We start from the raw sequence: 13,607 nt of genomic DNA on the forward strand, positions 1-13,607 counted from the left end.
GCGACTTTCTAAGCCGCGACACCGATCAAAGGCAAGAAAAACAACAAAGGGCGACCCACGTGGCCGCCCTTTGATATCTTAAGCCATATGTTCGGTGCTTATTTCAGTATGATCCGGTCACCCGCCATCGGGGTCATTGGCGACTTCATACCGATATAGTCGGCAACCGCCTGTTCAAGGTTCGGACCAAAGTCATAGACATTGGTCGCATTATCCCGGAACAGGGCATAGCCATCACCGCCATTGCGCATGAAGTCGTTGGATACAACACCATAGGTCTTGTTCATATCAATCGGGGCATAACTGTCCCCCTCGGCGACCATGACGTTTGAAACACGCGATCCAACCGGCTTGGACAGATCAAGATCAAATTTAAGACCGGCGACTTGCGGGAACTGGCCTTTGTCCTCGTCGACTTTCGAAACACCATGTTCAAGCGATGCGACAACATCCTTGCCCGACAGGTTAAAGGTTGCCAGCGCGTTCTGGAACGGCAAAACCGTCAGGACTTCGCCCATGGTAACCGTTCCTTCGTCAATGCTGGCACGCACTCCACCACCGTTCTGAATGGCGATCTGATAACCGTCGCCCGCTTTCCACAACATCGCATCGGCCACCAATGAGCCCATGGAGCATTCCATATGGCGGCATGTTTCGCGCGATCCGTCGGCGGGGGTTGTAAAGCTGCCGACATCGACATTGCGAACTGCATCAACCTTGCCGCTGGACAAGGCAATAACGTCGAGAACGTCCTGGGCCGGTTTTATGCTGGCATCAAGGGCAATCGGTTCACCTGACCACGCGGTTGCGACACCATCATCATCAAAGGTGACATTCAACTCACCAAGATAGCGGCTATAGGCATACGCCTGAACCACAAGAACAGGTTTACCGTCCGGTGCGGTTTCAACAACCGGGTAGGGGTAGTTGGCCTTTTCATTGGTATTGGAAAACAGCTGGTTGTCATGGCCACCGACAATGACGTCAATACCACTGACCGTTTTGGCCAGTTCGAAATCCTTGTAGGAACCCGAATGGCTCATGACGATGATTTTATTGACCCCCTTAAGGCGCAAACGCGCCACGGAATAGCGCAATGCCATCTCGGAATCCGTGATTTCAACCTGATCGCCCGGGCTTGAGATATCCGGGGTTTCTTCCGTCGTGATACCGATCAGGCCGATTTTTTCACCGCCAAGCTCAACAATGATGTCGGGCTTGATTTCACCATCAAGGCTGGACGCCGCAGTCGGATGTACATTGGCCGACAGGACCGGAACAGTGCTGGCTTTGATAAAAGCCTCGAGCACTTCGGGGCCATCGTCAAATTCGTGGTTGCCAATTGTCATGGCGTCATAGCCGGCCATGGTCATCAACTGGGCGGTCAGTTGGCCTCGATAGGTCGAATAATAAAGGGATCCCTGAAACTGATCGCCACCGTCAAGGGCCAGCACATTACCGCCTTGGGCCTTGGCATCACGGATGGCGGTCGCAAGACGCGCGTATCCGCCAAAACATTTTCCGTCGGCATCGTCTTCGACCGAGCAGGTATTGTTATACTTGGTGACAGATTCAACGCGATCATGAACGTCATTGGTATGAAGAATACGCAAATCATAATCTGCCAATGCGCTTCCGGCACCAAGGGTCAACATGGTGCATGCCGATAGAAGCCCTGCAATCTTATGTTTCATTATTGATCTCCAGCAATGGGCCAGTTTTGCCGATCCCTCACAGCAAGCTGGCATGATATGACAAAGCCTTAAACGTGCGGAATGCTAACACCAATTAATCGCCGGTGGTACGCCCGGTTGATGACGGTGCGATGAAAAATACAATTTTCCAACCGTGACCTGCGCGTTGGATGCGCATGGTTTTATGTCGCCGGTAAAGAATCGGCAGGACAGAATGACCGTGTTGCGATGGCGAACGTCATAAAACGGGTTTGGTTGATTATTAAGTTTGCCAAGAAAATCTATCGTGCGAAATATCGTCGAACCTGAATGAGGAATGCGCCCTAACCTAAGGGAAACCCCGCAGGAAGGGGACGTGCAACGGCAGAATTGCTGCGTGCCTTTTTTGACCAAATGGACAGGTTATGCAGCAGTTTGCGCGGTCTTCTATTTACAGGGTACTATCTTTTGTAGTTACCATAAGCATCTCGCAGTGCAGACATTCCGGTTCAATCCGGTAGAGGGGCCAAATTTTGGTCGCACTGCGGATCAGGTTTTTCGATGAGGGAGTTCCACCGGTTAAGGGCACCGGCGGAAGAATGAACAGAATTCAAGCAAAGAAGGGCATCGGAATGAAAAAGCTTCTGACCTCCGTGGTCGCGGCTGTCGCCTGCTATGCAGGTGTTGCAGCGGCTGCAGAAATCAATCCGGCAGTGGTCTATGACCTTGGCGGCCGTTTTGACCGTTCGTTTAATCAGGGCGCATATAACGGCGCTGAAAAATACAAAGAAGACACCGGTACAGAGTATCGCGACTTCGAAATTCAGAACGATTCCCAGCGTGAACAGGCGATGCGCAACTTTGCACGTCGCGGCATGAACCCGATCGTTGCGATTGGCTTCTCGCAGGCTTCTGCTTTGGAAAAAGTCGCCAAAGAATTCCCGGAAACCAAATTCACCATCATTGATATGGTTGTTGACCTGCCGAACGTTCAATCCGTGGTCTTTAAAGAGCACGAGGGGTCGTTCCTGGTTGGTATTCTGGCCGCAATGGCATCTGAAACCGGTAAAGTCGGCTTTGTCGGTGGCATGGACATTCCGTTGATCCGCAAGTTCGAGTGTGGCTATGCACAGGGTGTTAAATACGCCAATAGCGACGCTGAAGTGTTCCAGAACATGACCGGCACCACGGGGGCAGCATGGAATGACCCAGTTAAGGGTGGCGAGTTGGCCAAATCACAGTTCGACCGTGGTGCCGACGTTGTCTATCATGCCGCTGGTGGTACGGGCGTTGGCGTTCTTCAGGCAGCAGCTGATGCCGGTAAACTGGGCATTGGTGTTGACTCCAACCAGAACGCCCTGCATCCGGGATCGGTTCTGACCTCGATGCTCAAGCGCGTTGATGTTGCTGTTTACGAAGCATTCGAAGCAGCCGCTGGCGATGACTGGCAGCCGGGCCTGACCATTCTTGGTCTGGCAGAAGGCGGTGTTGACTGGGCTCTTGATGAAAACAACGAGAAGCTCATCACCGACGACATGAAAGCGGCTGTTGCAAAAGCCAAGGAAGACATCGCTTCGGGTTCGCTTGAAGTGCATGATTACATGAGCGATAGCGCCTGCCCGATGTAAGGCAGTGGTGAAGCAAACCGGGGATTTGTAGTGTCGGATACGATGCATCAAATGCACGGCACCGGGGAAACCGGTGCCGTGCAACCCGCTATTGAACTGCGTGGAATAGACAAGCGGTTCGGAGCGGTACATGCCAATAAGGAAATTGACCTTAAGGTCGATAAGGGAACAATCCACGGTATCGTGGGAGAGAATGGCGCAGGTAAATCGACGCTGATGAGCATCCTGTACGGCTTTTATCAGGCCGACGGTGGCACCATTCATGTCGATGGCAAGCTGTGCGATATCAAAGGGTCCGAAGACGCCATTGCCGCCGGTATTGGCATGGTCCATCAGCATTTCATGCTGGTCGAGACCTTTTCTGTTCTGGAAAACGTTATTCTTGGTGTCGAAGGCGGGGCTGTTTTGCGCGACGGGGTCGATAAGGCCCGCGTGGAGCTTGAACGGCTTGAACGCGAATATTCGCTCGACATTGACCCGGATGCAATTGTCGGCGACCTGTCGGTTGGCCTGCAACAACGTGTAGAGATTCTCAAAGCACTGTATCGCGGTGCGGAAATCCTGATTTTGGACGAGCCGACTGGTGTTTTAACGCCACAGGAAGCGGACCATTTGTTCCGTATTCTGGCAACCCTGAAGGAACAGGGCAAAACGGTCGTGCTAATCACTCATAAATTGCGCGAAATCATGGCTGCGACGGACAATGTGTCTGTCATGCGCCAGGGCGCAATGGTGGCAGATCGCAAAACTGCTCAAACCAGCCCCGAAGAATTGTCCGAACTTATGGTTGGCCGTCGTGTATTGCTCCGTCTGGAAAAAGGTGAAGCCAATCCCGCTGCGACGGTTCTTCATGTGAACAATCTGTGTGTTGATAATGCCCAAGGTGTTCGCAAGGTCAAAAATGCGAGTTTTACCGTGCGTGCAGGTGAAATCGTAGGCATCGCCGGGGTTTCAGGCAACGGGCAAAGCGAACTTCTCGAAGCCCTTGGCGGTATTCGTTCTGCCAGTGAAGGCAGTGTTTTGCTCAATGATCAGGATGTGACACCGGGTAAGGGCGTTGATGCGGCCGAACTGCGCAAACGCGGTGTCGCCCATGTGCCAGAAGACCGGCATCGCATGGCGATGGTTACTGGCTTTACGGCAAAGGAAGCCGCCATTCTGGGCTACGAGGATGACCCGGCCTATAACAAGGGCATTCTTTTGGACTGGAACGCGATTTCCAAGGCCACAGCGAACATGATGTCGGAATTTGACGTACGCCCGGATGATCCCGATTTAAAAGCCGCCAATTTTTCCGGTGGTAACCAGCAAAAACTGGTTCTGGCGCGTGAAATCATGCGGGACCCTGAACTATTGCTGGTTGGTCAGCCGACCCGTGGTGTTGATATCGGGGCCATCGAATTCATTCACAAACGTATTGTCGCCATGCGGGATGCTGGCAAGGCTGTCCTTCTGGTGTCCGTGGAGCTTGACGAAATCATGTCGCTTGCCGACCGAATTTTGGTGATGTGCGATGGTGTCATCATCGGCGAAGTTTCTGCTGCTGAGGCAAATGAACGTATTCTTGGTCTGATGATGGCCGGGGTTGATCCAAACCAAGCCAAGGCAGCGGAGGGGCAGGCATGAGTAATGTTGTCCAACTGCCGCGCTGGATAGATGTCGGGCTGTTGCCTATCTTAAACCTTGTACTAGCTTTAGCTGTGTCTGGGCTGGTGGTTCTTGCTATTGGTGAAAACCCGATTGAAGTTGTTGAAGTTCTTCTTTATGGCGCATTCGGCTATGACGAGGCGTGGGGTTATACCCTGTATTACACTACCAACTTCGTCTTTACCGGACTGGCGTTTGCAGTCGCGTTTCAATGTGGATTATTCAATATTGGGGCAGAGGGGCAAGCCTATATTGGTGGTCTTGGCGTTGCGCTTTCTGCGCTTTATCTTGATTTTTTGCCATTTCCGGTGATGTTGATTGTAAGTGCAATCGCTGCTGCAGCTTTTGGGGCTGGATGGGCCTATATTCCGGCTTATCTTCAGGCCCGGCGCGGATCTCATATCGTGATTACGACCATCATGTTCAATTTTATTGCGTCTTCTGTGATGGTTTACCTGTTGGTCAATGTGTTGCGTCCGGAAGGATCTATGTCACCTGAAAGCGCACGAATTGCCGAACATCTTACCCTTCCAAACATTGTATCACTGGCATCGTGGTTTGGGATCGAAGCAGCAAACAGCCCACTGAACCTCTCGTTTGTATATGCTATTATTGCAAGTGTTCTTGTCTGGTTGCTGATCTGGCATACGCGATGGGGTTATTCCATCCGTACGGCTGGGGCGAACTCGGTTGCTGCAACCTATGCCGGTATTGAACCAGGACGTCATATCATAATGGCGATGATGATTTCAGGGGCGCTAGCATCATTCGTCGCGCTCAACGAGGTGATGGGGGCACAACAACGTCTTTTGATCGATTTCACCGCAGGATATGGTTTCGTCGGTATTGCTGTTGCGCTTATGGGACGTAATCACCCGTTTGGCATATTCTTAGCTTCGCTACTGTTTGGGATGCTCTATCAGGGGGGAGCTGAACTCGGTTTTGAAATTCCGACGATTTCAAATGATATGGTTGTGGTTATCCAGGGCTTGGTGATTCTCTTTACCGGTGCGATGGGAAATATGCTGCGCCCAGGAGTGGGCGGTATATATCAGAAGCTTTATGTTGCGTGGATTAACCGTCGGAATTCACGGGAGAGCGCGTAATGGAAATATTTCAAATTGGCGTACTTCTGCTTGATGCGACACTACGCACGTCAACGCCTCTGATTCTTGCTGCTTTGGCAGGGATTTTCTCTGAGCGATCAGGAACGATAAATCTAGCACTAGAAGGTATGATGCTTGGCGGTGCATTTTCTGCAGCGACGATTGCATTTTACACCGGAAATCCATGGATTGGATTGTTGGCCGCCATTGCGACAACTATCGGTTTGTCCCTTATTCATGGATTTGCATGTATCACCCAGAGAGGTAATCAGGTTGTTTCGGGTATGGCGATCAACATTCTGATGTCTGGTCTGACGGCATTAGTCGGGATTGCATTGTTTGCCCAAGGCGGCAAAACTCCGGCCCTTGATAAGGCATCGCGTTTTCAGCCGATCACGCTTCCGGGGGCTGAGGCCGTTCGGGATGTGCCAATACTGGGGCCGATTTACTTCGAACTTCTCAGTGGTCATAACGTCCTTGTATATATCGCGTTCTTTGCCGTTCCGGCGGCATGGTGGGTGATGTATCGCACCCGGTTTGGGTTGCGGCTGCGTGCGGTTGGTGAAAACCCGGGTGCCGTTGATACGGCCGGCATCAGCGTTGTTCTGATGCGCTATCGTGCGGTGGTGTGTTCTGGCGTGCTTGTCGGCATGTCGGGTGCGTATCTTTCAACCGCCCAAGGTGCGTCGTTCCTGCAGGATATGACGGCGGGTAAGGGCTATATTGCGCTTGCGGCCATGGTCTTTGGCAAATGGCGTCCGTTCCCGGCGTTGTTTGCGTGCTTGCTGTTCGGGTTTTTGGATGCGGCGGCAACCCGTTTGCAGGGCGTTATTCTGCCCGGTATTGGCGAGGTCCCGGTCCAGTTGGTGCAGGCATTGCCTTATGTGCTGACCGTGATCCTGCTGGCCGGGTTCATTGGTCGCGCCACACCACCCAAGGCACTTGGCCGTGCCTATGTGAAGGAACGTTAATCGGGATGCGGTTCGGTTGATGGTCTAAAGGGACCATGCGCCGGACCGCGAACCTCCGATTTGTTGCGTTGGAGACATTCATGCAAAGAAAACCGCTCCTTGGCACCATCGCAGTTCTTTCGGCGTTTCTGCCTGGGATCATCGCGACGAGCAGCCCCTCATTTGCAGACGAAACCATTAAACCGGCTGTTGTCTATTCGACGGGTGGCAAGTTCGATGGTGCGTTTAATCAATCTGCATTTACCGGGGCAGAGAAATTCAAAACCGATACCGGCATTGACTACCGCGAGTTTGAACTGCGCAATGACACACAAAGCCAGCAAGCCATCAGGACCTTTGCCCGTGATGGGCATGATCCGGTCGTTGTGATTGGTTTTCAGCAGGCGTCGGCCTTGGCCGAAGTCGCACCGGAATTCCCCGAAACCCGGTTTGCAATTGTCGATATGGTTGTCGATCAACCCAATGTGCAATCGGTTGTCTTTCGCGAACACGAAGGCAGCTTCATTGTCGGCATGCTGGCTGCCATGGCGTCAAACAGCAATACAATCGGTGCCGTCGGCGGGATGGACATTCCGCTTATTCGCCGGATGACATGCGGCTATCAGTTGGGCGCGCACTACGTAAAGTCCGATGCAAATGTTCTGGTGAATTTCGTCGGCACAACTGGTGCGGCATGGAACGATCCGATCCGTGGCGGTGAACTGACCAAAACCCAGATCGGGAAGGGGGCGGATGTTGTCCTGCAACTGGCTGGCGGAACGGGGATTGGCGTTTTGCAGGCGGCTTCTGACGCCAAGATTCTTGGCATCGGTTCAGATGCCAACCAGAATGGGTTACACCCGGGGCAGGTTCTGACATCCATGGTCAAACATGTTGATGTTGCGGTGTATGAGGCCTTCAAGGCGGCCCGCTACGGGAACTGGCAACCGGGCATCAAAAGCCTTGGTTTGGCCGAGGGCGGCATTGACTGGGCGCTGGATGAAAACAACCGTGATCTGATGACCGACGATATGGAAGTGGCCGCCAAGAAGGCAAAGGCCGACATTATCCGCGGTAAAATAACGATCCATGACTACATGATAGATAACACGTGCCCGAATTAGGCTGCACGGATATAGAAAACAGGACGAAAACGATGGGTACGACACAACAGGCACCGCGCGATTTGATTGACGCGGCCCTTGCTGCTCGCGACAAGGCATATGCGCCTTATTCAAAATTCCATGTCGGGGCGGCATTGCGCACGGGCAATGGTCAAATCATCGCTGGATGTAACGTTGAAAATGCGGCCTATCCCGAAGGTGTCTGTGCCGAGGCCGGGGCAATTTCGGCCATGGTTCTATCGGGTGAAACCAAGTTCGACGAGATTGTTGTGGTTGGTCTGGGTGACGTTGCCTGTACGCCGTGCGGCGGGTGTCGTCAGAAAATCCGTGAATTTACCGGACCAGACGCAACGATTTTCATCATCAATGATCAGGGCGAAACGCTTCTGACCCTGACCCGCGAAGCCTTGATCCCGCATTCCTTTGGGCCGGAGAACTTGAAATGAGCAATGTCAAAGCCGCACTTGATGTCATCGCGTCAAAGGCACCGGGATTTAAGGCCGATGTCGCCATGGTGCTTGGCAGTGGGCTGGGCGGGGTGGTTGATGCGGTTAGTGACCCGATCAAGATCGCCTATGAAGATGTGCCGGGCTTTCCGTTGCCGACAGTGCACGGACATGGCGGGCAGCTTGTCCTTGGACGGATCGGCGGTGTGTCGGTTGCTGTCATGCAGGGGCGCGCGCATTTTTACGAACATGGCCGTTCGGATCTGATGGCCGAACCACTTGAAACTCTGCGTGAACTTGGCGCGGATCGCTTGATCCTGACCAATGCGGCTGGGTCGCTTGTGCCTGACGCGGTGCCGGGAAGCCTGATGCTGATCACCGACCATATCAGCATGTTTGGTCCCAATCCGTTAATCGGCTATCACGGCGATGACCGCTTTGTCGGCATGGATGTGCCCTATGATCCGGAAATCGGGGCGGGCTTGCGTCAAACGGCGGCACAGCTGGGCATTAAACTGTTTGAAGGCACCTATTGCTGGTGCACCGGGCCAAGTTTTGAAACCCCGGCTGAAATCAAGATGCTTAAGGTGCTGGGGGCGGATGCGGTTGGTATGTCAACTGTGCCTGAAAACATCCTTGCCAGACGGCTTGGCTTTAAAGTCGCAGCCGTTTCAAACATCACCAACCTTGCTGCGGGCATGAGTGCGACGCCGCTTAGTCACGCGCAAACTCTTGAGATGTCCAAAGAAGGTTCCTCTAATCTTATCCGTATCTTGTTGCAGTATTTCTCACGTTCTGCATGAAATCGAATTTTCGGGTCTGGACCAAATTAAATTAACGATAAGCCCCCAGGAGACAGCTTATGCTGCCCCAAGAAATCATTCGCCGTAAACGCGAAGGCGACGTTCTAAGCGACGCCGAAATTGCCTTTTTCGTCAAAGGCATTGCCGATGAAACCATCAGCGAAGGGCAGGTTGCTGCCTTGGCGATGGCGGTCTTCTTTAATGGCATGACCATGGATGAACGGGCCGCCCTGACGCGTAATATGCGCGATAGCGGTACGGTTCTCGATTGGAAGGCACTTGGCCTTGATGGGCCGGTTGTCGATAAGCATTCGACCGGCGGGGTTGGCGATAAGGTTAGCCTGATGCTGGGTCCGATTGTAGGGGCATGTGGTGCCTTTGTGCCGATGATTTCTGGGCGGGGCCTTGGCCATACGGGCGGCACGCTCGACAAATTTGACTCTATTCCGGGCTATCGGACGGCACCGACACTCGAAGAATTTGCCAAGGTTACCCGTGAGGTCGGCTGTGCGATTATTGGCCAGACGGCCGATCTGGCGCCAGCCGATAAACGGTTTTATGGCATTCGTGATGTCACCGCGACAGTCGAAAGCACCCCGCTGATCACCGCGTCCATTTTGTCAAAGAAACTGGCCGCCGGGCTTGATGCCTTGGTGATGGATGTCAAATTCGGGTCGGGTGCCTTCATGAATGAATATGAACGCGCACGTGAATTGGCACAAAGCATCACCGAAGTCGCCACTCGCAATGGTGTACCGACCGTGGCCCTTCTGACCGATATGGAGCAGGTTCTGGGCGATACGGTTGGCAATGCGCTTGAAATGCGCGAAGCGATTGATTTCCTGACCGGAAAGCATCAGGAACAACGGGTCTATGACGTCACCATGGCGCTTGCCGCTGAGATGCTGGCGGTTAGTGGCGTTGCAACCGATGTCGCCGATGGCTTCCAGATGGCCAGTGAGGCCCTTGAAAGTGGCAAGGCCGCCGAAGTGTTTGCCAATATGGTTTCAAGCCTTGGCGGACCGTCAGATTTCGTTGAGAAACATGACAATTACCTTGAAGCCGCCCCGATGGTGCAGGTGGTCAAGGCAGCCAAAACCGGACGGGTCCTGTCGATGGATGCGCGCAAAGTGGGCTTGGCCCTGGTGGCCCTTAAAGGTGGGCGAACCCGGGCCGATCAAAAGATCGATTTCGCCGTTGGCTTTAGCGACTTTATCAAGGTTGGGCAGCCGGTGTCGGCTGAAACGCCATTGTGCAGGGCCCATACTCGCGATCAGGCCCAGTTTGACGAAGCAACGGCCCTGCTGCGCGATGCAATTGAAATCGGCGAGGGTGAGGTGGCCCAAACCGGCGATGCACCTGCCGTTCGCGAACGGATCGTTGCCAGCACGAAGTCCTAAGACGTTCTTGCAAATAAGCCGGGGATCATCCCCCGGCTTTTGCATGTCAGGCGTTGGCAGCAGCCTTGATCATGGCCGCAGCTTTTTCTGCGATCATGATGGTCGGCGAGTTTGTGTTGCCCGAGGTGATCGTTGGCATGACAGACGCATCGGCAATCCGCAAACCACTCAACCCGCGAAGACGCAGTTCCGGGTCAACAACCGACGTCGGATCCGCCCCCATTCGGCATGTGCCGACAGGATGGAAAATGGTCGTGCCAATGTCACCTGCCGCACGAACCAGATCATCCTCAGTTTCATAAGACGGACCGGGTTTGAATTCTTCGGGGCGATAGGGGGCCAATGCAGGCTGTTGCGTAATCTTACGCGTCAGACGAATTGAATCAGCCGCGACCGTTTTATCCGCATCCACCGAAAGGTAGTTTGGCGCAATGGCAGGCTGTTCGCGGTAATCGGGACTGCTGATATGAATGCTGCCGCGGCTTTGCGGGCGAAGATTGCACACACTGGCTGTAAAGGCCGGAAACGGATGCACCGGGTCACCAAACTTTTCCAGTGACAGCGGCTGAACATGATATTGCAGGTTCGGTGTGTCGTATGAGCTGTCTGAGCGCGTAAACACGCCAAGCTGGCTTGGTGCCATGGACATCGGACCAGACTGCTTGAACAGATATTCAAGCGCGATACTTGCCTTGCCAATCAGGCTGCTGGCTTTTTCATTCAGGGTGCGAATACCGCTGACCTTATAGGCACAGCGTAGTTGCAAATGGTCTTGCAGATTTTCACCGACCTGTGGGCGATCAAGGGTTTGTTCGATGCCATATTGTTGCAAAACGTCCCCACGCCCGACCCCCGACAGCTCAAGGATTTGGGGCGATCCAACTGATCCCGCACATAAAACGGTTTCGCGCGATGCGGTCACGCTTTCGATCTGACCATCTCGTTCATATTCAACACCCGTGACGCGGCCATCGGCGATGGTCAGACGACGCACATGGGCGTTGGTACGGACTTCAAGGTTCTTGCGGTTAAGGGCTGGGCGCAGAAACGCCTTTGACGTGTTCCAGCGAATGCCGCGCTTCTGGTTGACATCAAAATACCCGGACCCTTCATTGGTACCGCGGTTAAAGTCCGATACTTTCGGAATGCCTGCCTCGGCTGCAGCCGTTTGAAAGGCATCAAGGATGTCCCAGCGTACGCGCGCCTGCTCAACACGCCATTCACCGCCCGCGCCATGCATCTCGTCGGACCCTTTGTAATGGTCTTCGGACTTTTTAAAGAATGGCAAGACATCGTCCCAGCCCCAGCCAGAACAGCCCGCCTGTTGCCATTGATCATAATCATTGGCCTGACCACGCATGTAAATCATGCCATTGATCGATGAACATCCGCCCAGAACCTTGCCGCGTGGATAGCCCAAAGACCGGCCATTCAGCCCCGGCTCGCGCACAGTTTTAAAGCACCAGTCGACATTGGGATTGCCGATGCAATAAAGGTATCCAACCGGGATGTGAATCCACGGGTTGCGATCTTTTCCACCGGCTTCAAGTAGTAAAACTTTCGCATTTTCGATTTCGGAAAGCCGATTGGCCATCGTGCAGCCGGCCGAACCGGCACCAATCACGATATAATCAAAATGATCCATGCGGTCCTCCGACCTTCAAATCATCGGGGACACATATCAATGTGCGTAAATGGTTGGTCATTGTGGGGCCCTCCCTGGTGGGCATATTCTTGTTTTTGATCGAATATTTTATGTTTATCGACGCTACCATTGATCCGATGAACGGGAAATATATTCATTGGGGATATGCTTTCCAACATACGGAAAATGATGCTGCCCGCATATGGAGCAGCAAGGGTGAAAGATCAAAATAACCGCCGTATTGTGATGCGAACGTCGCATCATATGTTCGATTGTAATGATCCCAATTCTTTTGACTTCAAGTGCTTCGTGATCAGAAAAGGTTGCATCTTGTCCGGATAGATCGCATTTTGATCGTCAATGAAAATTCACCGACCAAGGTGAAAATCCGCACAACAGGAGAACGTCATGGGTAAATTGGATCGTCGCCGCCGTGAAATACTTGAACTGGTGGCTTCCAATAGCTTCATGACCATTGATACTCTGGCGGATCATTTTTCAGTCACCCCGCAGACCATTCGTCGTGACATCAACGAAATGGCCGAAGAAGGCCTGATTGCCCGCTACCACGGCGGGGCTGCCAGCGTTTCGACCACGGAAAATACCGCCTACACGGACCGGCAGGTTCTTAATCTTGGCAGCAAGCGTGAAATCGCCCGACTGGTCGCCGAACATATTCCCGAAGGCGCATCGTTGTTTATCAATATCGGCACCACCAACGAAGAAGTCGCCCATGCCCTGTCGGGTCATACCAGCCTTAAGATCATCACCAACAACCTGCATGTCGCCGAAATTTGTGCGGCCAATCCGGGATTCGAAGTGATCATCGCCGGGGGTGTTGTCCGGCAACGAGATTTTGGTGTGATTGGGGAGGCGACCATCGATTTCATCAACCAGTTCAAGGTTGATTTTGCGATTGTCGGGATTTCCGGTGTCGATGAAGACGGTAGCCTGATGGATTTTGACTACCGTGAAGTCCGCGTTGCACGGGCAATTATTTCCAACGCACGGCAGACGTTCCTGTGCACCGATGCGTCAAAATTCGGTCGTCGTGCGATGGTGCGACTTGGGCATCTTTCGGAAATTGATGCGCTGTTTACCGATCGCCATCCGGGGCCGATTTGGTCCGATGTTATCCGGGATGCCGACGTATCGGTCTATACCGCCAACTAATCTTAAAACTGA

Annotated in this window: 11 protein-coding genes; 9 read left to right on the forward strand and 2 right to left on the reverse strand. The window is 53.2% G+C overall.

Features of this window, described 5'->3' with window-relative positions:
- Nucleotides 1-98: 98 nt before the first annotated feature.
- On the reverse strand, nucleotides 99-1,694 hold the full coding sequence (locus tag K355_RS0103325) for a bifunctional metallophosphatase/5'-nucleotidase (RefSeq protein WP_022730694.1): 1,596 nt from the start codon (nucleotides 1,692-1,694) through the stop codon (nucleotides 99-101).
- 611 nt (nucleotides 1,695-2,305) lie between these two features.
- Here K355_RS0103325 and K355_RS0103330 point away from each other — a divergent pair.
- From K355_RS0103330 to deoA, 8 genes are all read left to right on the forward strand, one after another.
- A complete protein-coding gene (locus tag K355_RS0103330) occupies nucleotides 2,306-3,301 on the forward strand; it encodes a BMP family lipoprotein (RefSeq protein ID WP_022730695.1) in 996 nt (331 codons plus the stop codon).
- A 42-nt stretch (nucleotides 3,302-3,343) separates the two neighbouring features.
- Nucleotides 3,344-4,927 (forward strand): ABC transporter ATP-binding protein, encoded by a 1,584-nt coding sequence (locus tag K355_RS0103335; protein WP_425425734.1) that lies wholly within the window; start codon nucleotides 3,344-3,346, stop codon nucleotides 4,925-4,927.
- Nucleotides 4,924-6,054 (forward strand): ABC transporter permease, encoded by a 1,131-nt coding sequence (locus K355_RS0103340; protein ID WP_022730697.1) that lies wholly within the window; start codon nucleotides 4,924-4,926, stop codon nucleotides 6,052-6,054. Before K355_RS0103335 ends, K355_RS0103340 begins: the two co-directional genes overlap by 4 nt.
- On the forward strand, nucleotides 6,054-7,025 hold the full coding sequence (locus K355_RS0103345; RefSeq protein WP_022730698.1) for an ABC transporter permease: 972 nt from the start codon (nucleotides 6,054-6,056) through the stop codon (nucleotides 7,023-7,025). Before K355_RS0103340 ends, K355_RS0103345 begins: the two co-directional genes overlap by 1 nt.
- 80 nt (nucleotides 7,026-7,105) lie before the next feature.
- Complete coding sequence (locus tag K355_RS0103350; protein ID WP_022730699.1) at nucleotides 7,106-8,128, forward strand: BMP family lipoprotein; 1,023 nt, start codon at nucleotides 7,106-7,108, stop codon at nucleotides 8,126-8,128.
- A gap of 32 nt (nucleotides 8,129-8,160) precedes the next feature.
- Nucleotides 8,161-8,574 carry a cytidine deaminase gene (gene cdd / locus K355_RS0103355; protein ID WP_022730700.1) on the forward strand — a complete coding sequence of 138 codons (414 nt, stop codon included), beginning with the start codon at nucleotides 8,161-8,163 and terminating at the stop codon, nucleotides 8,572-8,574.
- The gene (locus tag K355_RS0103360) at nucleotides 8,571-9,377 is read left to right on the forward strand and encodes a purine-nucleoside phosphorylase (RefSeq protein ID WP_022730701.1); all 807 of its coding nucleotides are present in this window, start codon (nucleotides 8,571-8,573) and stop codon (nucleotides 9,375-9,377) included. The genes cdd and K355_RS0103360 overlap by 4 nt, the downstream gene beginning before the upstream one ends.
- Nucleotides 9,378-9,436: 59 nt before the next feature.
- Nucleotides 9,437-10,777, forward strand: a complete 1,341-nt coding sequence (deoA, locus tag K355_RS23000; RefSeq protein WP_022730702.1) for a thymidine phosphorylase — start codon at nucleotides 9,437-9,439, stop codon at nucleotides 10,775-10,777.
- Nucleotides 10,778-10,823: 46 nt separating this feature from the next.
- On the opposite strand, the gene K355_RS0103370 is transcribed toward deoA, so the two are convergent.
- Nucleotides 10,824-12,422 (reverse strand): GMC family oxidoreductase, encoded by a 1,599-nt coding sequence (locus tag K355_RS0103370; protein WP_022730703.1) that lies wholly within the window; start codon nucleotides 12,420-12,422, stop codon nucleotides 10,824-10,826.
- 408 nt (nucleotides 12,423-12,830) lie between these two features.
- Between K355_RS0103370 and K355_RS0103380 the strand changes: the two genes are divergently transcribed.
- The gene (locus tag K355_RS0103380; protein ID WP_022730705.1) at nucleotides 12,831-13,595 is read left to right on the forward strand and encodes a DeoR/GlpR family DNA-binding transcription regulator; all 765 of its coding nucleotides are present in this window, start codon (nucleotides 12,831-12,833) and stop codon (nucleotides 13,593-13,595) included.
- Nucleotides 13,596-13,607 lie beyond the last annotated feature (12 nt).

This window comes from Thalassospira lucentensis MCCC 1A00383 = DSM 14000 (genome assembly GCF_000421265.1).
GTDB lineage: Bacteria > Pseudomonadota > Alphaproteobacteria > Rhodospirillales > Thalassospiraceae > Thalassospira > Thalassospira lucentensis.

What these genes read in the sequence shown, in the direction of transcription:
- K355_RS0103325 (WP_022730694.1), bottom strand. Translation starts at nt 1,694, where the DNA reads ATGAAACATAAGATTGCAGGGCTTCTATCGGCATGCACCATGTTGACC.
- K355_RS0103330 (WP_022730695.1), top strand. Translation starts at nt 2,306, where the DNA reads ATGAAAAAGCTTCTGACCTCCGTGGTCGCGGCTGTCGCCTGCTATGCA.
- K355_RS0103335 (WP_425425734.1), top strand. Translation starts at nt 3,344, where the DNA reads ATGCATCAAATGCACGGCACCGGGGAAACCGGTGCCGTGCAACCCGCT.
- K355_RS0103340 (WP_022730697.1), top strand. Translation starts at nt 4,924, where the DNA reads ATGAGTAATGTTGTCCAACTGCCGCGCTGGATAGATGTCGGGCTGTTG.
- K355_RS0103345 (WP_022730698.1), top strand. Translation starts at nt 6,054, where the DNA reads ATGGAAATATTTCAAATTGGCGTACTTCTGCTTGATGCGACACTACGC.
- K355_RS0103350 (WP_022730699.1), top strand. Translation starts at nt 7,106, where the DNA reads ATGCAAAGAAAACCGCTCCTTGGCACCATCGCAGTTCTTTCGGCGTTT.
- cdd (WP_022730700.1), top strand. Translation starts at nt 8,161, where the DNA reads ATGGGTACGACACAACAGGCACCGCGCGATTTGATTGACGCGGCCCTT.
- K355_RS0103360 (WP_022730701.1), top strand. Translation starts at nt 8,571, where the DNA reads ATGAGCAATGTCAAAGCCGCACTTGATGTCATCGCGTCAAAGGCACCG.
- deoA (WP_022730702.1), top strand. Translation starts at nt 9,437, where the DNA reads ATGCTGCCCCAAGAAATCATTCGCCGTAAACGCGAAGGCGACGTTCTA.
- K355_RS0103370 (WP_022730703.1), bottom strand. Translation starts at nt 12,422, where the DNA reads ATGGATCATTTTGATTATATCGTGATTGGTGCCGGTTCGGCCGGCTGC.
- K355_RS0103380 (WP_022730705.1), top strand. Translation starts at nt 12,831, where the DNA reads ATGGGTAAATTGGATCGTCGCCGCCGTGAAATACTTGAACTGGTGGCT.